This window comes from Streptomyces sp. NPDC059874, from assembly GCF_042731135.1.
GTDB lineage: Bacteria > Actinomycetota > Actinomycetes > Streptomycetales > Streptomycetaceae > Streptomyces.
In genome coordinates this window covers 55,664-75,817 of the sequence record NZ_JBHWJY010000020.1, presented here as the reverse complement: position 1 = coordinate 75,817, position 20,154 = coordinate 55,664, and the positions used below count along the sequence as shown (strand labels likewise).

24 protein-coding genes and 2 pseudogenes are annotated in these 20,154 nt (G+C 70.0%); 16 read left to right on the top strand and 10 right to left on the bottom strand.

Features of this window, described 5'->3' with window-relative positions; genetic code table 11:
• Positions 1 to 92: 92 nt before the first annotated feature.
• Positions 93 to 299 carry a hypothetical protein gene (locus ACFV9H_RS14550; RefSeq protein ID WP_385397593.1) on the bottom strand — a complete coding sequence of 69 codons (207 nt, stop codon included), beginning with the start codon at positions 297 to 299 and terminating at the stop codon, positions 93 to 95.
• A gap of 88 nt (positions 300 to 387) precedes the next feature.
• Here ACFV9H_RS14550 and ACFV9H_RS14545 point away from each other — a divergent pair.
• The 3 genes and pseudogenes from ACFV9H_RS14545 to ACFV9H_RS14535 form a co-directional block, all read left to right on the top strand.
• A pseudogene (locus tag ACFV9H_RS14545) lies at positions 388 to 699 on the top strand (MarR family winged helix-turn-helix transcriptional regulator); the annotation flags it as partial.
• A 208-nt stretch (positions 700 to 907) separates the two neighbouring features.
• The gene (locus ACFV9H_RS14540) at positions 908 to 1,123 is read left to right on the top strand and encodes a three-helix bundle dimerization domain-containing protein (protein WP_385397661.1); all 216 of its coding nucleotides are present in this window, start codon (positions 908 to 910) and stop codon (positions 1,121 to 1,123) included.
• Positions 1,124 to 1,344: 221 nt separating this feature from the next.
• Positions 1,345 to 2,565, top strand: a complete 1,221-nt coding sequence (locus ACFV9H_RS14535) for a PP2C family protein-serine/threonine phosphatase (protein WP_385397591.1) — start codon at positions 1,345 to 1,347, stop codon at positions 2,563 to 2,565.
• A gap of 245 nt (positions 2,566 to 2,810) precedes the next feature.
• On the opposite strand, the gene ACFV9H_RS14530 is transcribed toward ACFV9H_RS14535, so the two are convergent.
• The 4 genes from ACFV9H_RS14530 to ACFV9H_RS14515 form a co-directional block, all read right to left on the bottom strand.
• Entirely contained in the window at positions 2,811 to 3,992 is a 1,182-nt protein-coding gene (locus ACFV9H_RS14530) for an MFS transporter (protein WP_385397589.1), read from the bottom strand.
• A gap of 112 nt (positions 3,993 to 4,104) precedes the next feature.
• Complete coding sequence (gene efeU / locus ACFV9H_RS14525) at positions 4,105 to 4,932, bottom strand: iron uptake transporter permease EfeU (RefSeq protein ID WP_385397587.1); 828 nt, start codon at positions 4,930 to 4,932, stop codon at positions 4,105 to 4,107.
• Between the two features lie 27 nt (positions 4,933 to 4,959).
• On the bottom strand, positions 4,960 to 5,541 hold the full coding sequence (locus tag ACFV9H_RS14520) for a hypothetical protein (RefSeq protein WP_385397585.1): 582 nt from the start codon (positions 5,539 to 5,541) through the stop codon (positions 4,960 to 4,962).
• 4 nt (positions 5,542 to 5,545) lie between these two features.
• Positions 5,546 to 6,172, bottom strand: a complete 627-nt coding sequence (locus tag ACFV9H_RS14515; protein ID WP_385397583.1) for an iron transporter — start codon at positions 6,170 to 6,172, stop codon at positions 5,546 to 5,548.
• A gap of 262 nt (positions 6,173 to 6,434) precedes the next feature.
• On the opposite strand from ACFV9H_RS14515, the gene ACFV9H_RS14510 reads away from it, so the two are divergent.
• Positions 6,435 to 6,839, top strand: coding sequence for a cupredoxin domain-containing protein (locus ACFV9H_RS14510; protein WP_385397581.1), 405 nt, complete (start codon positions 6,435 to 6,437; stop codon positions 6,837 to 6,839).
• Positions 6,840 to 7,481: 642 nt separating this feature from the next.
• On the opposite strand, the gene ACFV9H_RS14505 is transcribed toward ACFV9H_RS14510, so the two are convergent.
• The 3 genes from ACFV9H_RS14505 to ACFV9H_RS14495 all read right to left on the bottom strand — a co-directional run bounded on the left by ACFV9H_RS14505 (position 7,482) and on the right by ACFV9H_RS14495 (position 8,661).
• On the bottom strand, positions 7,482 to 7,667 hold the full coding sequence (locus ACFV9H_RS14505; RefSeq protein ID WP_385397579.1) for a hypothetical protein: 186 nt from the start codon (positions 7,665 to 7,667) through the stop codon (positions 7,482 to 7,484).
• 250 nt (positions 7,668 to 7,917) lie between these two features.
• Positions 7,918 to 8,160: a hypothetical protein gene (locus tag ACFV9H_RS14500; protein WP_385397577.1), complete on the bottom strand. Its 243-nt coding sequence runs from the start codon at positions 8,158 to 8,160 to the stop codon at positions 7,918 to 7,920.
• Positions 8,161 to 8,343: 183 nt separating this feature from the next.
• The gene (locus ACFV9H_RS14495; RefSeq protein ID WP_385397575.1) at positions 8,344 to 8,661 is read right to left on the bottom strand and encodes a hypothetical protein; all 318 of its coding nucleotides are present in this window, start codon (positions 8,659 to 8,661) and stop codon (positions 8,344 to 8,346) included.
• A 505-nt stretch (positions 8,662 to 9,166) separates the two neighbouring features.
• On the opposite strand from ACFV9H_RS14495, the gene ACFV9H_RS14490 reads away from it, so the two are divergent.
• The 8 genes and pseudogenes from ACFV9H_RS14490 (at position 9,167) to ACFV9H_RS14455 (ending at position 16,307) form a co-directional block, all read left to right on the top strand.
• The gene (locus ACFV9H_RS14490; RefSeq protein ID WP_385397573.1) at positions 9,167 to 10,243 is read left to right on the top strand and encodes a hypothetical protein; all 1,077 of its coding nucleotides are present in this window, start codon (positions 9,167 to 9,169) and stop codon (positions 10,241 to 10,243) included.
• Positions 10,244 to 10,296: 53 nt separating this feature from the next.
• Positions 10,297 to 11,388: a hypothetical protein gene (locus tag ACFV9H_RS14485; protein WP_385397571.1), complete on the top strand. Its 1,092-nt coding sequence runs from the start codon at positions 10,297 to 10,299 to the stop codon at positions 11,386 to 11,388.
• A gap of 703 nt (positions 11,389 to 12,091) precedes the next feature.
• Positions 12,092 to 12,280 carry a hypothetical protein gene (locus tag ACFV9H_RS14480; protein ID WP_385397569.1) on the top strand — a complete coding sequence of 63 codons (189 nt, stop codon included), beginning with the start codon at positions 12,092 to 12,094 and terminating at the stop codon, positions 12,278 to 12,280.
• Between the two features lie 598 nt (positions 12,281 to 12,878).
• A complete protein-coding gene (locus tag ACFV9H_RS14475) occupies positions 12,879 to 13,337 on the top strand; it encodes a HEAT repeat domain-containing protein (protein WP_385397567.1) in 459 nt (152 codons plus the stop codon).
• Between the two features lie 89 nt (positions 13,338 to 13,426).
• Positions 13,427 to 13,519 (top strand): annotated as a pseudogene (locus tag ACFV9H_RS14470) (HNH endonuclease); the annotation flags it as partial.
• Between the two features lie 120 nt (positions 13,520 to 13,639).
• On the top strand, positions 13,640 to 14,425 hold the full coding sequence (locus tag ACFV9H_RS14465) for a hypothetical protein (protein ID WP_385397565.1): 786 nt from the start codon (positions 13,640 to 13,642) through the stop codon (positions 14,423 to 14,425).
• Positions 14,426 to 14,442: 17 nt separating this feature from the next.
• Positions 14,443 to 15,612, top strand: a complete 1,170-nt coding sequence (locus ACFV9H_RS14460) for a sensor histidine kinase (RefSeq protein ID WP_385397563.1) — start codon at positions 14,443 to 14,445, stop codon at positions 15,610 to 15,612.
• The gene (locus tag ACFV9H_RS14455) at positions 15,609 to 16,307 is read left to right on the top strand and encodes a response regulator (protein WP_385397561.1); all 699 of its coding nucleotides are present in this window, start codon (positions 15,609 to 15,611) and stop codon (positions 16,305 to 16,307) included. The genes ACFV9H_RS14460 and ACFV9H_RS14455 overlap by 4 nt, the downstream gene beginning before the upstream one ends.
• A gap of 130 nt (positions 16,308 to 16,437) precedes the next feature.
• Here ACFV9H_RS14455 and ACFV9H_RS14450 read toward each other — a convergent pair whose 3' ends face one another.
• Complete coding sequence (locus ACFV9H_RS14450; RefSeq protein ID WP_385397559.1) at positions 16,438 to 16,734, bottom strand: barstar family protein; 297 nt, start codon at positions 16,732 to 16,734, stop codon at positions 16,438 to 16,440.
• 210 nt (positions 16,735 to 16,944) lie between these two features.
• On the opposite strand from ACFV9H_RS14450, the gene ACFV9H_RS14445 reads away from it, so the two are divergent.
• From ACFV9H_RS14445 to ACFV9H_RS14430, 4 genes are all read left to right on the top strand, one after another.
• On the top strand, positions 16,945 to 17,286 hold the full coding sequence (locus ACFV9H_RS14445; protein ID WP_385397557.1) for a hypothetical protein: 342 nt from the start codon (positions 16,945 to 16,947) through the stop codon (positions 17,284 to 17,286).
• Between the two features lie 629 nt (positions 17,287 to 17,915).
• The gene (locus ACFV9H_RS14440; RefSeq protein WP_385397555.1) at positions 17,916 to 18,227 is read left to right on the top strand and encodes a hypothetical protein; all 312 of its coding nucleotides are present in this window, start codon (positions 17,916 to 17,918) and stop codon (positions 18,225 to 18,227) included.
• A gap of 2 nt (positions 18,228 to 18,229) precedes the next feature.
• Complete coding sequence (locus ACFV9H_RS14435; protein ID WP_385397553.1) at positions 18,230 to 18,880, top strand: hypothetical protein; 651 nt, start codon at positions 18,230 to 18,232, stop codon at positions 18,878 to 18,880.
• A gap of 21 nt (positions 18,881 to 18,901) precedes the next feature.
• Entirely contained in the window at positions 18,902 to 19,558 is a 657-nt protein-coding gene (locus ACFV9H_RS14430; protein WP_385397552.1) for a hypothetical protein, read from the top strand.
• On the opposite strand, the gene ACFV9H_RS14425 is transcribed toward ACFV9H_RS14430, so the two are convergent.
• Positions 19,540 to 20,088, bottom strand: coding sequence for a hypothetical protein (locus ACFV9H_RS14425; protein WP_385397550.1), 549 nt, complete (start codon positions 20,086 to 20,088; stop codon positions 19,540 to 19,542). The genes ACFV9H_RS14430 and ACFV9H_RS14425 overlap by 19 nt on opposite strands.
• Positions 20,089 to 20,154 lie beyond the last annotated feature (66 nt).

The window sequence follows — 20,154 nt, the reverse complement described above, 5'->3', positions numbered from 1 at the left end:
CAGCCATTGGCCGGGCCCTACTCGCGCGGTTCGATGGACTGCGCGGGTGACGAAGCGGGAGATCGAACGGGTGCGGACGAAGCCGAAGCACCTCAATGGGAGGCGTAACGGATCCAGGCGTCGGTCAGGTTCTGCAGTGTCGTTCGCGTGGCACCGCCGCCCTCCAGGTGATCGGTGAAGGTCTGCAGCCGGTCCGGGCCTTCGAGCCAGTCCGGATCCGCGGCGGCCCTCCTGGCGAGCTCTCCCATCGCGCCTTGATCCGTCACGTGTCGCAGCAGCCACGCCGTGAACCCCTCCATCGGGCCATCCCCATCTCCGAAGTCGCCGCACTCGGCCAGTACAGCATCAGACCCGGTGAACCTTTCCGGTCACAGCACTACTAGGCGTACGGCTCTGGCGCAGTGGGACGCCCTGCGCGCGATCAGCCGAGCGCCCGGGGTGCCCGCGCGTGCACTGGCTGCGGCGACGTTCCAGAGCGAGCAGGCCTTCGGCACGCTCGCCGGCCGACTGACGGCCCTGGGTCTGATCGACCGCAGACCGGGCGTCGGCCGGCGCATCGAGCACTATCTCACCCCCTCCGGCGAAGAGGTCCTGAGCGCAGGACACCAAATCGCCGACGAGGTACTCGCCGCGTGCCACTCAAGCCTGTCCCCCGCCGACCGCACCACGCTGCTCGACCTGCTCCCACGCATCGACGGAGGCGCGGGCGCGCAGTCCGACTCGTTACGACAGCCGCCCCGGAAACCCGATACTCGGTCACCACTGATCGCCACACCAGGTGCAACATGTTCCAGCCGGAAGGTGCTGCCGGCGGCCACGCACAGCGGCGAAAGATCGACTTCCGAGCCGAACGGCGCTCCGCGAAACTAGGGATAAGGCGATCCCCGAAGGAAGGCTGAGGCTCGTGATGGCGGAATCGGACGATGCCCTCACCATCCGCCACGTCGCCGAGCGGCTGATGAAGGCGCATCCCCAACTGGACGCCGGCCTGGTGCAAAGCTCAGTACAGACGGCGTACGAAGAACTCCGGTACGCACGCGTGCGTACCTACCTCCCGGTCCTGATGGAGCGCAGAGCCAAGGACCTGCTGCCCCACGACGAGCAGATGGAACGCAAATCCTGACCCCCGACGCGTGACCGACCCCGGCTTGCAGGGCACCCGGGGCCCCCGGGCACCCCGAACCGGAGCCTTCCCGCCCGAGGTGTGAGCAGCGCACCCAGACAGGTTGGAGTGGCCTCGATCGGGGCAAGGGCACGCCCCGCGTTGGTCACCGAAAGGGCTGGGGCTGATGGAATGCCTTCCTCGTCGGGCTCCCTGGGGCGACCAGGGGTTATGGAGGCGCCGTGCCGGAACAGGAAGGCGTGGAGGCACGCCTGCGCGCGATGGAAGAGGCTCTCGAGCGCGTCGGGACGTCCTTCGACGAGCGGGCGACCTGGCAGGAGCTGACGGCATTCGCATTCCGGACTCTGTGCGACGCCGCGGCCGTGGACGTGATCGGCCACGGCGGCAGGACTGAGCGTGTGGCCTCGGCCGGAGCGAAGGACCTTCTGGACGGTCTCGCCACGGAGAGCACCCCTGCGGTCCGGGCCCTGGACGAGGGACATCCCGTGCACGCGTACACGTGCAGTGGGACGGAAGGATCCGTGCACCTCGTCTCGGTGCCGCTGATCGGCCGGCGCGAGCTCTACGGAAGGCTGCTAGCGGTCCGGACACACGGCGACTTCAGCGACCACGAGATGGCTACGCTGCACTTCGCCGCACGAATCGCATGCGTGCACATCGCACACGCACGGCGCCTGGCGGCAACGGAGAAGATCGCACTCGACCTCCAGCGCGCCCTGGTGGCCGAACCGGGCCGGCCACACCCCAACCTGGAAGTCGCCAGCCGCTACCTGCCGGCCGGATCCCGCGCCCTCGTCGGCGGCGACTGGTTCGAGACCGTGCGGCTGCACTTCGGCCGGACCCTGCTGGTGGTCGGTGACGTCATGGGCCACGGCCTGGAAGCCGCCGTCGACATGAACGCCTACCGCTCCCTCCTGCGCGACGTCGCCTCCACCGATCTCGCCCCGCACCGCGTGCTCCGCCAGCTCGATGCCCTGGCCGCGGCGGACGAGAACCGTCGTCCCGCGACCTGCCTCATCGTGCGCGTCGATCCCGCCCGCGGCCTGGCCGTGTACGCCAGCGCCGGACATCTGCCACCCGCCGCCTTCACCGCCGACGGCCCGGGCGAACTGCTGAACATTCCCGTCGGCCCTCCGCTGGGCACCGGCATCGGCGGATACGAAGCCGTCGCCCTGCCGATCACCGCCGATCAGACCATCCTGCTCTACACCGACGGCCTCGTGGAACGCCGCGGCGAAGACATCGACACCTCCCTGGCCCGACTCGCGGCGCTCCGCATGACCACGGGAGCAGGCGTCTCGGAAGTCGTGGACGCGGTCTGCGACGGACTCGACGCACAACACGCCGAAGACGACGTCGCCGTCCTCGCCGCCCGCCTTCGTCCCCGGCCACCCCACGACCCCACCAGCAATGCCCTTGACGCCGCCGTGCCTCCGTCATGAAGCCGTCCGCTCTGGGGATCATCCGGATACGAGCGAGTGGGATGGACCTGGCAACTGGGCGTGAGCCCGTGTGGCGGACATGGCCGGCACCCCCAGACGGCAGATGTGGCTGCCCATGACGGAGCCGACTGCGTTCCTGCTGCTCGGCCGGGTGACCCCGAACCTCTCTTCGAGCAGACTCTGGGAGTCCTGGCCCCCTTTGGAACAACGGCCGGATGACGCACCGTTGACCGGTTTGGTCGCCGTCAGATCCTGGTGGCGCGGTGCCTGGTGGCGAGGGCGAGCAGTGGGCCGACAGCGATCAGGATCGCCAAGGCCATGTAGCCGTAGGTGAGTGTGGTGACCGTTGCGAAGCCCGCGACGAGGAGGGGTCCGCCGGCGTCGCCGAGTTCACGGCCGAGTTCGGCGGAGCCCATGGTCTGGCCCATCCGCTCCTCCGGGGTGCTCGCCGCCAGGGCGGCGAAGCCCAGCGGAGTGATCAGACCGGTGCCGACTCCGATCAGGGCGGCCGCGGTCAGTACGCCGAGCAGGCCCGGGAGCGTCGCGCAGCCGAGGCCCGCGGCGGTGATCAGCAGGCCGGCCGTGAGCCCGGTACGGGTGGTCAGGCGTCCGGCATCCAGGGCGCGACCGGCCCTCGGCTGAACGACGGCGGCGGTGGCGGCGAGTACGGAGACGGCCGCGCCGGTGGCGATGGTGCCGAGCCCGGCCGCCGCCCCGGAGACCGGGAGGAAGCCGACGCCGACGGAGAGGGCGGCGGTGGCTGCGGCGAGCGCGCCGGTCGGGGCGAGGAAGGAGCGGTCGGCGAGGCGCCGTACGAGATCGGCGACGGTCTGCCGGGACTTGGGCAGCGGCGCCACGGCGGGCACGGCGAGGGCGGCCCACACCGCGACGGCAGCGCCACATCCGGCCGTGACCAGGAACAGCAGGCGCAACCCGCCCGCCCAGACCAGGACTCCACCGAGCAGCGGACCAAGGGTGTAGCCGATGGACTTGTAGAAGCCGTAACTGCCGAACGCGCGTCCGCGCTTGGCAGCCGGGTTGAGCCGGGCGACCAGGGCCGAGGCGGACGGGGAGAACGCGGAGGCACCGGCACCCTGGCCGAGGCGGGCCGCCCACAACCAGCCGGGGCTGTCGGCGATCACGTACAGCGCGGAGGCGGCCGCGAAGGCGACGAGCCCACCCAGCAGGACCGGTTTGGCGCCGATCCGGTCGGCCAAGGTGCCGAACACCGGCTTGAGGATCACCTCGGCGCCGTCGTACAGCGCCAGCAGACCACCCAGGACGAGCAGCGAGGTGACGGCATCCTCGGAGAACCCGCCAAGGTTGGCGGCGACGCCATGCGCGCCGAAGGCGGTGGTGAACCCGGCCGCGTACAGCGGCCACATGCGGTGGGCGGAAGCCGCCTGGGCAGGGGCGGTACGGGTCATCGGTTCTCCTCCGGTGCTCCCTTGAGCCGGGCGGTGGCTTCGGCGGCTTCCGGGACGCCGAAGAATGCTGCGACCAATCTGGCCGCACGCGGTCAGTACTGGAAGCGGTTCTTCAGCCGGTTGCCGGTTCGGTTTCCTGCGCCCGGCTGGGCCGACGCAGGAAGAGGTAGAGGGCGGGGATGAGGTACAGGGCCCAGAAGGCGGCCTGGAGGGTGCTGGGGTTGGGCTGGAAGTTGAAGATGCCCTTGAAGAGGGTGCCGTACCAGCTGTCCGGGGGGATGGTGGCGCTGATGTCGAAGAGACGGTTGTCCAGGCCGGGAAGGATGTCGGCTTCCTGGAGGTCGTGGATGCCGTACGCGAGGACGCCGGCGGCGACGATGACGAGCAGGGCGCCGGTCCAGGTGAAGAACTTGGCCAGGTTGATCCGCAGGGCGCCTCGGTAGAACAGCCAGCCGAGGGCGACGGCGGTGAGCAGGCCGAGTACGGCTCCGGTCAGCGGGCGGGCGCCGTCACCGGATGCCTGGACGGCGGACCAGACGAACAGGGCGGTTTCCAGACCTTCGCGGCCGACGGCGAGGAAGGCGGTGGCGATGAGCGCGCCGGTGCCGATGGCGAGGGCCTGGTCCAGTTTTCCGTGGAGTTCGGCCTTCAGGTGGCGGGCGGTGCGGCGCATCCAGAAGACCATCCAGGTGACCAGGGACACGGCGAGGATGGACAGGCCGCCGCCGAGCATCTCCTGGGCTTCGAAGCTCAGCTGGGTGGAGCCGAACTGCAGGATGGCCCCGACGCCGAGGCTGAGTGTGGCGGCGATCCCCACGCCGGTCCAGATCGCCGGGAGTCCTCTGCGGTTGCCGGTCTTGACCAGGTACGCGATGAGGATGCAGACGACGAGGCTGGCCTCGAGGCCTTCCCGCAGGCCGATGAGGTAGTTGGCGAACACGTGCTCTCCGAAAGGGGCGGGGACGGGTCAGGACTGGCTGTTGAGGAAGCCGATGAACGTGGCGCCCCACCAGCCGGTCTGGCTCACGGTGGCGGCCAGAGCGGACCGGATCAGCAGCCTGCGCGGGACTGGGGAGTTCTGGTAGCGGTCCAGGCGCTGGCCGAGCCAGTGGGCGTACAGGCCGTTGACGGTGACGGCGAGCACGAGGCCGAGCTTGACCTGGGTCAGCGGCGAGCTCAGGTTCGGGTGCAGAAGGAGACCGGTGGCCATAAGACCGGCCAGCCCGAGCCAGATGGGGACCTGCAGAGCGCACGCGGTGCCGGTGATGTCGGACAGGCGGCGCCGTCCGAGCAGCCACAGGACGGCGAACCAGTCGACGGCCAGGACCGCGCCGAGGCCGACGACGAGAGCCGCGACATGGATGAAGCGGGCCACCGTCTGGAGCGTGGTGTCGGCGTGGACGTGGCCGGACATCCAGCACGCGCCGGCCAGGACGGCCGAGCTCAGGATGCCGAGCAGGACCAGCACCCAGGCCGGCGTGGACCGCTCCGTCCTGGTGGCGGGCACCACCGGGACGGAGGCGAGGGGTGTGTCTGCGGTGAGGGCCACGGGATCAGTTCTCGGTCTTCAGTTCCACGTTCGCGAACGTGGCGGTGACCGGCTCGCTCAGGGCGGGCTTCTCACCGCTGGCCCCGTGCCGCAGGAACGTCGGCGGCTGGAGCGTGGCGCGCAGGGTGTACTCCCCCGCGGTGGGGATGGAGAAGTTGTTGGCGTAGTGGAAGAACTCGGCGTGGTAGAAGTTCAGGTCCTGGGCCTGCACGACCTGGCCCTGGGCATCGACGACCTCAAGGCGGATCGGGACGTTCGGGACGATGCGGCCGGTGGCTGCCTCCATCGGGATGATCTCGATGTGGTGCGTCTCGTCCTTGGCCGGCTCGCGGTTGACCAGATTTCCGTGCCCGGCATGACCGCCCTGTCCGCCCTGCTCCGCCTGGAACCACGGCTCGGCCGCCTCGACGATGTAGCCGACCCGGTAATCCCCGGCCTTGGTCTCCCCGCCGTTCGCCGCGATCTCCGCCTCCAGCACCGTGTGCTGGTGAGCCACCCCGGCCGGCGCCGTCTCCTTCGGCACGGGCTTGGCACCCTCGGCCTTCCCGGAGTCGCCGGACGAGCCACAGGCCGTCAGGGCAAGCGCGAGGGGAGCTGCGACCAGGAGGGAACGCAGGGCGGGTCTGGGCATGGCTGAAATCCTTCGAATCGGGGGTTAGGTAAGGCGTACCTAAGAGGTTCCTGTGGATGTTCGTCAAGTCGTCTCATGATCCGAACATCACCACAAAACGGGCACATGGGGTCGACTTTCAAAATACAGAAGGAAGTTGAATGTCTGTCACTCACATCAAGTGGCCGTGGCGGCAGTCGCGAGGGTCGACATTTGGACAACCGGGCTGCCCTTCGGCCTAGACTGCGCGCCGCCCAGACCCCTCGCACCCCCGGAGTCAGTCGTGTCTGCCCACCCCTATCGCTCCGTCGTCACGACCTTGCTCGCCGTCGGCACCCTGATCACGCTCACCGCCTGCACCGAGAAGTCCGCCGAGGGTGGCGACGCAAAGTCCGGAGTCATCGCCGTCCGAGCCGCAGACGATGCCTGCGAGCTCTCCCGGACCTCCGCGCCGACCGGATCCATCTCCTTCGAGGTCACCAACGAAGGCGACAAGATCACCGAGTTCTACCTCTACAGCCCGGCGGGCAAGGTGGTCAGCGAGGTCGAGGGCATCGGCCCCGGCACCTCCCGCACCATGACGGTCAAGGTGGCCGAGGCCGGCGCGTACACCACCGCGTGCAAGCCCGGCATGGTCGGCAAGGGCATCCGCGGCGCATTCACCGTGACCGCCCATCCCACCGGATGACGCACCCATCCCACACGGAGCACCCAGCCTGATTCCACCTTCGCCCAGCACTGACATTGAGCCGTCATCGGCGAGACCGACCGGCCAGCGGGCCAGCCCCACCCCGCCATGTTCTGCGGGACCAGCAGCAACTCGGCTACCACCACCCCACCGACAGCCCGAAAAACCCCGCCCCCGAAAGCACGCCACATACCGCGAATCACTGAAACTGCGCACTGCTCAACCACCCTGCACAGTCGCACCCAGGCCGACCAACACCGCAGGCCAGGCGACTAACAAGCCCGGACTCTGCTCAGATCCAGTGAGCCAACACAGCCGCCAACCCGCTCAGCCGACCTGCACAACCCCAGGTCAGCAGCATGACGACTGCTCAGTTTCACTGATCAGCGACAGAGTGCGGTGTCGACGATCAGTGAAACTGCGCAGCGACCCCAATCAACCTGAGCAACCGCACCTGACTGTCCCTCATAACCCATGTCGACTGCGGCCTTACAGGTGAGGGTCACTGGCAGCCAGGTGACGCCGACTGGTGAAGACAGGTGACGATTCACCCTCGCGCTGTCGTGTTCCTTTGGCACCCCCGCGGCCCGTGCCACGCCTCCTGTCCGGATGGGGAAGGCCCCGGTAGCCGACCACAGCTGATCAGGAGCTCGGGTAGTCGTGGCCGTGAGGCGGGTACTCCTGGCCGGGAAGGTCGGTCACCCCGTAGAGCACGATCTGCTCGAACGTCACCACCTCCTCAGCGAGCGCGTCAATCCCCTCGTCCGTGTCGAAGGCCTGGCCGGCAGCGGCCAGCAGCCGCACCGAACGCTCCCGATCGGCCCGCACCCGACGCCCCACCGCCCGGCTCGGACACGGTGACCCTGCCGACAGGCGAAACGCTCCCGCCCTCCACACGCCGACCAGCACGACCACCCCGGCCAAGAAGCTCACGACCACGCCCGCAACCCCATACTCGGCACGGTCCGCGTACCAGCCACACCCCGCCAGAACCGCACCCGCAACGCAACCGCCGCACACACGCCGCTCCCTGCCGGTCAACACCACCGCACCACGCCCTCCCTTGCGTCCCCTCCGGTCAGGCCCCAGACCCAGCACCGGCCTCGCGGGCGGCATGCCGCCGTACTTCCTCCGACGGCGTCACCAGCGGACCGACAGGACCCGCCGCGGCGTCCGGCCGGTACACGGCCGCCCGGAAGAAAGTGGCCAGCATCGCCAACAGCGTCAGCAACGTCAGGGCGTAGTCCACCTGCACAAAGCCGACCTGCCCGGCCCGCCAGGCGGCCGCCTGCAAACCAGCGGCGAGCAGCAGGCCCTCCACGGCGATCCGGTCCCTGCCGCCCAAAGCCCACCAGGCCGCCCGCGCCCGCCCCGCCCATGCCCGAACACCCGACCCGCGCCCGCCGCTTCCCGGAGCGGGAGCCTGCGCCGTCACCGGGCCCGCCCCGTGCCTTGGCAGGCGCGGTCTGTTGCCGGTGGGCGGGCGCCGACGGCGGCGTCGTCGTCAGGGAGTGCAAGGTCGCGTGGCGGCCCACCAGGGCGGAGCCCTGCCCCTCCTTTTCCAGGAGGTGTCGTTGCCCAGGCGGCACAAGTGCTGGCCGACCGCCGCAGGGCCGCCGCTCTCGCCGATCTTCTGCATCCGGGCGGCCAGCAGCGGCCACTGACGGGCACCAACCAGCAAACCCGCCTCCTGCTCCGGCAGGACTCCCTTGACCATCACCACCATCTGACTGTGCGCGGCCTCGGGCACCTTCAGCTGCTGCACGGCGCGGGCCCGGTCGCCGAGGTCGAGATCTCGGGGGACGGTCAGGCCCTCGGTCAACGGTCCCCAAGCGCGCTTCGCGTCCGTGCTCGCGGGCGCAGCCCACGGATCGCCCGCCCCACCCATCCGCGCGGCCAGCATCAACTGCGGGGGCAGGAACGGGGGCTGGGGCGCTTCGTTGCCGGCGGCCAGGCGGCGAAGTCGGCTTGGTCCTGCTCAACAGCCTCGGGGCCTCACCCAGGGGCGTTTCCCTGTCTCCGCATCTGCTACTTGAAAGTACAAACCTTCTAGGTAGATGCAAGGCCAGAGGGCTGATAGAGTCCGCATGCGCTACTCGGGACAGGGTGGCGAGATGGCCGGTCCAAACCCCTGGTCTGCCCCTGAGCGGCGTACATCCGCGAGGCAGGCAGACGATGTGGTGCCATGGCAATTCCGCACTGCTGACGCCCGTGCCCCTCTTCCGGACACCCCTCCGCACCGCGCCATGCCGCCGTTGAGGCCTAATCGCCTGCCCATCGCCCGCTCACCGCTCGTCGCTTATCGCCCGTCAGATGGGGAGATCCACATGAACGCAGGACTTCTGCGCCGCTTCGTCACAGGCAGGACGTTGCTCCTGGGTGCCGTTCTGGCTGTGGCCGTGCCAGGAACCGCCTACGCCAACACGGTGAGCGTGACCGTGAAGACCCCCGGGGCCACCAGCGGTCCCGCCACGTCGAACTCCGAGATTTCGACCCACGGCGACTGTGCCGCCGGCTTTGTCTCCGGCGGTGGCATCAACCAGGCCATCGGCACCGGCGCCGGCGTGAACGGAAACCACGTCAACGGCACCTCGCCCAGTTCCGACGGCACCACCGAGTACACCGGCTCCACCGGTGTCGTCGGCACCGACGTGACGTACTGGCTCGCCATCGGCGGCAGCGGGGGCCAGGTCAACGCCTCCTTCTCCACCACCCCGTACGCCATGTGCTTCACCAGCAACCTGATCAACCACACCCAGGTCGTCATGAACAAGGCCAACACCCCCACCACCGGGGCGACCGTCGGCCGCGTCACGGCCACCTGCCCGGCCAACACCCGCCTCCTCGGCGGCGGCGCCCGTACCACCCCGGGCAACACGGGCACCTTCAAGACGATCGCAAGCTTCCCCACGTTCAACGACTCCGCGCACAGCTTCGGCGCGAAGGCCGCGGCGGACGGCGAGACGAACCCCGACTCCTGGTCGGCCGTCGGCTGGGACAACAGCACCAACAGCGCCAACTACACCTACGCCTACGCGATCTGCAGCGGAAGCGGCATCAACGTCAGCGGCGCCACGGTGAAGGTCCGCCACACCGAGGTGAGCGGCCCGACCTCCGGCAGCACCGGCCAGACGGCGACCGTGGGCTGCGGCCAGAACGACGGGACGCTGGTCAGCGGCGGCGCGGCGATCAGCGGGGGCAGCGTGACCACCACGAACTTCACCGGTCCGGGCTCGGGCGGCGACCACCTCAACGGCAGCTTCCCCAGCACCTCCGGCGGCGCCGCGGTCAGCGACGGGACCACCACGGCGGCGTACTGGACGGCCTCCGCCCACACCGGAGGACAGTCCTCGCCCGGCACCTACACCGACGCCTGGGCGCTGTGCGCGGACGATGGCGTTTGAGTCGGCGGCCCGGGACAACCGTCCACGCACGAGGGAACAAGAGAGAGAATCCCATGAGCACGAAACTCCGGCGGAGCTCCGCCACGGCCAAGGCACTGCTCCTGGCCGGCCTGCTGACCGCCGCGGTGCCGGGAGCCGCGTACGCCAAGACCGCCGACGTCACCGTCGTCACCCCCGGGGCCACCATGGGTCCCGCGACCCCCTTCACCGGGGTCACCTCGCACGCCGACTGCCCCGACGGCCTCATCTCCGGCGGCGGCGCCGACCAGGCCATCGGCAACGACGAGATGTCCAACGGCAACCACGTGATGGGCATGGTGCCCAGCGCCGACGGCACCACCGAGTACATCGACACCCCCGGGGTCGTTGGCACCGACCCCACGCACTGGATGGCGTTCGGCGGAAGCGGCAGCCGCAGCAGCGAATACTTCTCCACCACCCCGTACGCGATCTGCCTGCAGTCCAACCTGATCAGGCACACCCAGGTCGTCATGAACAAGGCCCCCGGCCCCTCCGTCGGGCTGTCGGCCCGCATCGTGACGGCGACCTGCCCGGCCAACACTGTCCTGATCGGCGGCGGAGCCCGCACCACCCCGGCCAGCGTCGGCAGCCTCAAGCCGGTCGCCGGCTTCCCCACCTTCAACGACGCCGAGCACCACTTCGGCAAGATCGCCGCAGGCGAGGGCGAGACCAACCCCGACTCCTGGACGGCCGTCGGCGGGATCGGCGGCGGACGCGACCAGAACAACATGACCTACGCCTACGCGATCTGCAGCACGGACGACATCAGCCTCAAGCACGTCTCGACAACGGTCCGCTTCCGTGAGGTGAGCGGCCCGAACACGGGCTCCACGGGACAGACCGCGACGGTCGGCTGCTCCCGCGAGGACGGGCAGTTGGTCAGCGGAGGCGCCGCCATCAGCGGAGGCAACGTGACCACGACCGACTTCACCAAGGCGACCTCGGGCGGGCCCCACCTCAACGGCAGCTTCCCCAGCGACGCCGCCGGCACCCCCTTCGGCGACGGGAGCTCCAACCCGGCGTACTGGACGGCAGCCACCCACAGCGGGGGCTCTCCCTCCCCGGGCAGCTATTCCGACGTCTGGGCGCTGTGCCTGGACGTGCGACACGGGCACAAGCGGTAGCTCCCCGCGATACCGGCCCCCGAGCGGACCCTCCTGCTCCCCTCGGGGGTACCACCAGGCCCCCGGCCATCGACGGGTGCGCACCTCTGGTGCGGTCGGGGCGTACCGGCCGACACGGAGGGGTGGATGGTGCGGGCACCATCGTCCGCGGTGCCGCCGGGCGGGGCGCGCAGTGTCACGCCGAACTGCCCGATCGGGGCCGAATCCTGCAATCACATGCCCCCTTGGCCGCTACCTGGACCAACTCCCGAATGTGTGTCAGGTCACATGGATTCGGGACGCGGGCGGCACCGAGGCGCTGAACTCCGGCCCCGCGGGTGCGTCCTGCCGGGCTGGCCGGTGCGTGCACCTGACGCGGCCGGTGTGCATCCACGCGCGGCCCTCGCCGCGCCCGATTGGTCCAACGCCCTTGTTAGGACCTCTAAGCCCCCGTTCGTGATTCCCGGGCCGCAGCGAAATCGGCCGGGCGGCTGGTACGAAGCTGCCTGGGACGGCACCAGCTCCGGCTGCTCCCAGTTCCAGCCCAAGCCGACATCGCAGAGCGACCCCCTCTGCCCCCGCCGCACTGTCGCCGACGTCGCCGCGGTCGCCAGCCCGGGCACCGGCCTCGCCGTGTACGACACCTTCGGGGCCGGAGATCCCGGCTGGAAAGCGGTCGGCGGTACCAGCCCTCGCCACGCCGCTGATCGCTTCCATGTACGCCTTGGCCAGCAACCCGGGCCCGAACGACCGTCCCAACTCCTACCCCTACGCCAACCGCCGGGCCTTCTGGGACATCGACCTGGGCTCCACCGGCTCGTGCGGCGGCACCTACCTGTGCACCGCAGTACTCGGCTACGACGGCCCCACCGGCATCGGCACCCCACGCGGAATCCGCGGCCTGCGGCGCTGACCACAAGCCGAACGGACGGGCCACACGGCGGTCGGCCAGGACAATACCTGGCCGACCGCCGACGTATACCTCGCCCCGGCTCATCAGTGCCGGTGGAACGACCCGCGGAAGGTGTAAGGCGCCCGAGCGCCACGCCCCGGCCGGCCGCCACCCCGCCCCCGGCCAACAGGCTCAGCAGCAGGCCCGCGGTCCCAGACCCGGACCAGCCGGCCCACCAGCCGCCCGCCGCCCGCCGCCCGCCGCCCGCCGCCAACACCGTGCCTGCCAGCACACTGCCGCCGACACGGCGCTGCCTGCCCGTCATCACCACCACACCCCTCCTCCCTCGCCGGTCATGTTCCGGGCTCGGCGCCCGCCTCGCGGGCGGCATGCCGCTGTCGGGCCGCGCGTTGGCCCACGCCGACCGCGAGGACCACACCGCCTGGGGGACTGTCACCATCCTGCTGGCCGGCCGGCGCGACCAGGCGACCTGGACGGCTGCCGCGGCGCTGCGCACGCAGCCGGACCCGTCCCGTCGATTGTTCTGTGCCGAGGTGCTACGGCTGACTCATCTCTCGATGACAGCGACGAGGACGCGTTCGCCGGTCCTGTCCTGGACATGTTCAGCGATTGGTCGGCCGAGGAGACCGACCTCGCCGTGCTCACCGAGGTGTTGGTCGCTCTGGGAGAACACGTCGACCCGCGCGCGGAGGCGGCCCTTCTGCCCTACGCCGGCCATCCCGATGCCCGAGTACGGCGTGCGGTGGCGCAGGGGCTCATCGGTTGGTCCTCGCCGCCGGCCGTTTCCAGCGAGGCCCGCACGGCGTTGCTGCAGCTGATGACCGATCCGGACGCAGTGGTATGGAAGACCGCCTGCCGCACGCGTGGCGAGGGCAGGGTCAACGATCCCGTCCTCATGCACGCCCTGGCTGCTGTGCTGGACGACACGGACCGCCGGGTACGGGTCGTCGCCGTGTACGGACTCGCCCTCCACCACGACGAGCGGTGTGTGGAAGCGGCCCGCCGCCTCGGTCCGCCACAGCCGTGGCGTTACGAGCGGCGTCGCGACGGCCGCTGACGTTACCGCCAGGGCCTGTCATCAAACGTTCATGAGTCAGGAATATCGCACGGTTCGAATGACGCTCCCCGCCGGCTGAGCAGGTTCCGTGGTCGGCGGCACGGCGGGAGGCCTACGCGAACGACCAGAACAGTCCGGAAACCCTGATCGCGGTCTCTGCGGCCTCCAACAGGAGCAAGAGCTATCGGACCACGGTCTGATGCCGAAGGCGCGGGAACCGGGAGGGTCGGACTGGGGGCTGATACGAGAAGCGGACCGTGCTCCGACGCGAACGGGCTCGTCCGGGCGGGATCGTTCAAGGCATGACGACAACACGGAGCACACCCCTCGTACACGACGCCGCCACCCCGGCGAAGGCCCGACTGCTGCCGGTGGCATGGGGCGGCGATGCGCCCTTCCCCGGGCGCTGGGTGGGCGGGGTCTCGCTGGTGGCAGCCCCTGTGCTGCTGACGGCCGGAGTGCTGCTGCGGATGCCCTTTCACTTCTTCTTCCCGGAGCAGCTCGCCGCCCGCCTCGAGCACCCCGGCCTGATCGCGGCCTCCTACGGCGCCTTCGCGGCCGGGACCGTCCTGCTATGGCCTGCCCTCGCCGTTCTGGCGGCGCGGATCGGCCGCCGCAGCCCCGGACTGGCCCTGTGGGGCGGGGTCCTGGCCGTCCTCGGGCTGTTCGCCCGGACGTTCCACGCCGGTGTGGACCACCTCGCCTTCCAGCTCGCCGAGCGGCAGGGCGCGCAGGCCGCGGCCCGGTTCGTCGGCGAGACGTACGGGGCCTTCCACATCTTCAGCGCCCTCAACCTCGCGATCATGGGCGGCTGGCTGCTCCTGGCCGTCGGTGCTTGGCGGGCGCGGGTGCTGGGCCCGGTCCGAGCGCTCGCCTTGGCGCTGACCGCCGCGCTGCCGCTCGGCGTACTCAAGGGCACCACCCCACTGTCCGTCGTGGCCGTCGCGGGCCTCTGCCTCGCCCTCGTCCCGCTGGGCATCACCGTGCTGCGCGACGGCCCGGCACCCGGCCGCGGCACGGTCCTGCGCTGGAGTGTGGTGGTCACCGTCACGCTGATCCTCATGGCCCTGATCGGGCAAGCCGGTTGACGATGTACGGTCGCACCATGCGTCTTCCCCGGCGGCCACACGACGGTCATCTCCTCGCGCTCGACCTGACCGCCGCACTGCTGATCGCCTTCGCCTACGCCGGCTTCGCCCGGATGTCGGGCAGCGGGACCCAGCCCGCCTACACCGGACCGGTGTGGGTGGGCGTTCTCGTGGCCGCGGCGGTCGGCCTCCCGGTCGCGGTCCGCCGGCTGCGGCCCATACCGGCAGCGGTGACGGCCCTCGCCGGAGCTGTCGTCGCCACCCTCCTGGACATCACGCGTGAGCCGTGGACCGGGCTCGGCCTCACCCTCTACGCGGTCGCCCTCATCACGCCCCCGCGGCGCTCGGTACCGGTGCTCGCCGCCGTCCTCGCCTCCTCGGCAGCCGCCGTCCTCATCGCCGAGGCCGTGGTCACCCCGGCCGAGACCTGGAGCGGTGCGGTCGGCGTCGCCGCCATCGTCTGGCTGGTCCTCGGCGGCGGCTGGGCGGCGGGCTTCGCGGTCCGCGCCCACCGGGCCCGGGAAGCAGACCGCGCGACACGGCGCACCGAACATGCCATTTCCGAGGAACGACTGCGCATCGCACGGGAATTGCACGACATCGTGTCGCACAGCCTCAGCCTGATCGCGGTGAAGGCAGGCGTCGCCGGGCACGTGGCCCAACGCCGCCCCGAGGAGGCCGTGGACGCGCTGCGCCTCATCGAACAGACCAGCCGGGCCGCCATGACCGAGATGCGCCGCACCCTGGGCGTGCTGCGCACCGACACGGCCGCCGCCCCACTGGGCCCGGCGCCCGGCATCGACGCCCTCGACCAACTGGCTGAACAGGCACGGCAGGCCGGCGTGGAAGTCGACTTGAGGGTCCGGGTCCCGGACGGCGCTCTGCCCGCCGGAATCGCCCTGGCCGTGCACCGGATCGTCCAGGAGTCCCTCACCAACGCTGTGAAGCACGCGGCCCCCGCACGCTGCCGGGTGACGATCGAGGGCGACTTGCGCGAGGTGCGAATCGATGTCACGGACAACGGCACACGGGGCGCCGACCACGAACGGCCGGACGGCCACGGCCTGGCCGGCATGCGGGAACGGGCGATGATGTACGGCGGGACGTTCAGCGCGGGCCCGCGCCCCGAGGGAGGCTTCGCGGTCTCCGCCCGACTGCCGCAGGACGGAGTGAGGAAGACCCCATGACAGACGCGACCCGGGTACTGGTCGTCGACGACCAGGTGTTGCTGCGCGGCTCCTTCCGGATCCTCGTCGAGAACGAACCCGGCCTCACCGCCGTCGCAGAGGCCGGTGACGGGGCAGAGGCCGTCGAGCTGGCCCGCCTGCACCGGCCGGACGTGGTGCTGATGGACGTCCGGATGCCAGTGATGGACGGGATCGAGGCGACCCGGCAGATCTGCGGGTCCCCGCAGACCGCAGGCGTTCGGGTGCTGATCCTGACCACCTTCGACCTCGACGAGTACGTCTACGCGGCGCTGCGGGCCGGCGCTGCGGGCTTCCTCCTCAAAGACACCCCGCCCGCGGAGGTGCTGGCCGCCATCCGGGTCGTCACCAGGGGCGACTCCCTGCTGGCTCCGTCCGTGACCCGTCGCCTCATCGAGGCGTTCACCCGCCGCCCGGATCCGGCCGCGGGGCACAGACCGTCACCCACGCTGGCGGGGGTGACGGAGCGGGAGCGCGAGGTCCTGGAGCTGATCGCGCGGGGACTGTCGAACGACGAGATCACGGCGCGGCTGCACCTGAGCATGGGCACCGTGAAGACCCACATCGGCCGGCTCCTGGCAAAACTGGCCGCCCGCGACCGCGCCCAACTGGTGATCGCGGCGTACGAGTCGGGAGTGGTGTCGGCCTCCGACGGCGGCCTGGGCGGAACGGCCTGAAGCAGCCGCCCCTACGGCCGGCCCGCCACCTCGTCGAAGAACGACAAGCCCGCCATCGCCTTCCAAGCCGCACTCCATCTCGCTGCCATCACGATATGGACGCGTGACCAGGCACATGGGAGTCGAATCGTCAGCCCGACCTGTGGATGACCAGCCGGTTCTGCTCTCCGTCGAAGACCTCTGCCAAGGCAACGCCGACCTGGTTGCCTTCATTGAAGAGTCCCTGCTGGTCAACGTGCACGACGAGAAGATCGTGGCTGTCGATCACCTCCGAGATGCCGCGGCTGTGAATCGTGTCGGACCAGGCATCCAGATTCCGGCCGTGCCATTCAGGCAGCCCGCACGGCTCAGCCACGACCCTGAAGAAGTCCCTGAGCGTCTCGATCCGCCGACCCCGCAGGTCAACCATCAACTCCTTGTCAGCCATCGCAGCAGGGTAACCGGCGGGAGCGATCAGTCGTCCGACCAAAGAGTTTGGACGTTCGCGTAATTCGGCTCTGTCGGGGATCTTGTGATGTCACAGGGTCCTGCGGCGGGGAGTACGTGTTGGCCTAGGAGGTCGATGTTTGGCTCCCAGGATCGCGTCCTGGAGGCCAGGCCGAAGGGGATGTCGGTGCGGGATGAGAGCGTTTCCCGTATGGCCGACACAGACGAAGCAGAAACCGACGTTGAGCATGCCGTCATTGCTCACTACCGACTAGCGGACGCCGGCCTTGGCGATCCAAGCCGACGGGAGGCCGTCCGCCAGGCTCAGTCCCTACTGACCGAGGCGATCGAGCAAGCTGACGTCGGCGAGTTCGACGGAAACGAGTACGGAGGTGGCGAGGTGGTCCTCTACGCCTACGGACCGGACGCCGACGCACTCTTCGCTGTCATGGCACCCATCCTGAACGACCTGCCGTTCCGACCAGCGCATGTCGTCCTGCGCTACGGCTCCGTCGATGACCCATCGGCTGCGGAGCGTCGCGTTGACCTCTGACGAGACGAGTCACCAGCTCCCAGCCAGACGGCCCCTGGGGCAAATCGGACGCTGCCTGGAATCGTGTGCTGCCGCCGGGCTATGGGCCGAGGAGTACCCGTTGGCGTAGGAGGTCGAGGTTGGCTCGGCCGTAGCCCATGCGCTTTAGCAGCTTGACCCGGGTGACTGTTGCCGCATCTGTCCGGTGTTGTCGTCGACCTGCGCCGCGCCGCCCGCACCCACACACCGGCCCCTGCAGAACGGAACGCAGCATGAGCGAGCAGGCGGCTGCGGGCGATCTACGACCGAGGATGCTGCCCCGTCAGAGGCACTGCATACCCAGACGTTGGGTTTGACGTAGACAGCGTAGTCATGGACCGTCGCGGCTGAGACCAGGACACCCCTCTGGTCACACATGGCTGACCGACATCACACATCCAACTTCGGTAGCTGGCTGCATCCCGATCCCCTGCGTCCCCGAGTGCGCCATCCAGGAGGGTTGCGCACATCGGTCAGCCCGCAGCGCGCATCGGCGTCGAGGAAATCGGAGCACGTCAGCCGTCCGGACGTAACGTCGGACCCTGGCATGGTGCTTACGGTGTGTGATGCTCGAATCTCCGAGACGTGCTGCGAATGGAGAGGCTAAGCATATGAAAAAGACCAAGGGTGACGCCGTGGTCCTCGCGGACGCCGAGGGTTACTACTACGTCCTGCCCAGGGAGGTGATCGACGTGTCGCGGATCGAGGAGGCGGCACAGGACCGCGTCGACGAACTGCTGGCCTCGGGCGGATCCGACCATTTCTCCTACCGTGGGGCGATCACGCTGCCCTCCGACAGCGAGTGGACGCACTTCACCCCGAACGTGGCATGGCCGAACAGCGCCGCGACGTCCGGCGGGCAGCACCCCAACCAGATGGTGATGATGGACAAGCCGGTCATCCGCGCCGCAGGAGCCAAGTAGACATGCTCCTCGGATCGGCCGCAGCCGGCGCACGCGGACGGAACCCGTCGGTCCCCGACGAGTTCGTCGGTCTGCCGGCTGTGGCCGGCATCCACCGGGAATCCCTCGCCCGGCAGGGATTCGCGGCGTTCGGCGAACTCTGGAACGACGCGACCGCCGAGGCGATCGCCAAGGAAGCGGCCGCGTTGTTCCCGACCGCCGAAGCGACCGCGCGCCGGTCCGGCGGGCTGATCCAGGCGACCGCGTCCGACGGCCCGCTGCTGACGCAACTGCACTTCGCCTTGGTGCCCTTGGCGAGAGCCCTCACCAGTCGCCTGCTCGTTCCGTCGTACGGCTGGTACAACTTCTACCCGAGCGACGACGCGATCTGGCTGCACGTCGACGTCGAGAAGTCCGACCTGGCGATCCTGGCCACCGCGCTCGGCGACGTCGGTCCACTGCATGTCCACCCCGAACTGGCCGGTCGGAACCAGGCGGAACTGGACCGGCTACAGACCGGTCCCTCCTGGGACGCCGACAGCGGATGCCGCATCGCCTACCCCCGGCACGGCGTCCTCGCCCTGCGCGGGCGGTCCGTGCCCCACCATCGGCCAGGGCGCCCGCTGCCGACCCTGGGTGCGGTCGCAGCCCTGCACTTCACGTCGCTGCTGTAGCCACACCCGAGAGGACGGCTGATGCCCCAGCTCGTATCCGAGATCGCCCCGCTCGATGCCTCGGACCTCCTGCCCTTCGTACCGACAGCGGCCGATCTCCGGTCCTTCCGGACACTCGGCTACGCGCACCTCGACGGCTTGTGGGAAACGGGTTTCCACGACAGGCTCGCCGACGAAGCACGCGAACGTCACGCGCATGCCCGGGTCCCGGACGCGGGCCCCCGCACCCCCGTGGAAGAGCGCAGACGAGTCCGCAAGCCGACCCCGGCCGCCACGGGGCAGCTCCTGTCCCGGCTCCACGTCTCGATGACCGGCGTCGCCCGTGCCCTGTCCGGCCGCCTCCTCGTCCCCACGTTCTCGTCCTACGGCTACTACGAGGACGACGACGATGTGTTGCTCCACCTGGACACGGACGACTGTGACGTCACCCTGCTGACCACGGCGTTGGGCCGGGTCGGGCCCCTGCACTTGCGGCCCGAACTGCGCGGCCGCGCCATGGCCGAACTGGGGCGGCTCGAGGACGACGTGACGTGGAACCGGCACGGCGGGATCACCGTCGACTACCCATGCCTCGGGCTCACGGCCCTGGCCGGCAACACGGTGCCGCACAATCGGCCGGGCCGGCCCACGGCCGCGGTGAGCGCCGTCGCCGCACTCTGCTACCGCGCGCTCTTCTGACATGCGGGACGTGTCCGAAGCCAGTACGAGCGGGCCGTGATGACCAAGGCGACGCCGTAGACGGCGAAGGCGGCCATGCCGGTCCAACCGACCAGCAACGCGTCGCCCGGGGAGTGGAAGTCGCCGCGCCGCATCGTCGTCACTCCGGACGTGGCCTGGGCCAGGTAGCCGATTCCGACGACGCCGTACGGGGCGAGCGTGGCGGCGCCGAGCAGGGCCGGGGCGAGCGGGAGCCGGCGCGGCACCTGTCGGCCGCGTAGGAACAGCGTCCAGCGGGGGGAGGCCTGCCCCCACGGGCATACGAGGCCCCACAGCAGGAATACACCGAGCGCGGCCAGGAGTGCGGTGGGATCCAAGCCCCAGGGCTCCACGGTGAGGAAGTCCGCGCCCTTCATCAGCTCGGCCAGAACGTCCTCACTCAGCACGCCGCGCAGCTGGTCGGCCGACCAGCCCGGCGCCATCTCCTCGGCGTCCTCGCCGAGCTCCGCCTCCTTGCCCGTCAGCCGGTTCTGGGTGGCGTCCTGGATCAAGCCGTAGCGGAATAGGCCCACCTGCCGGGGCCCGCTCCGCCCGGCGACGGTCCTCGTCCTCACTCA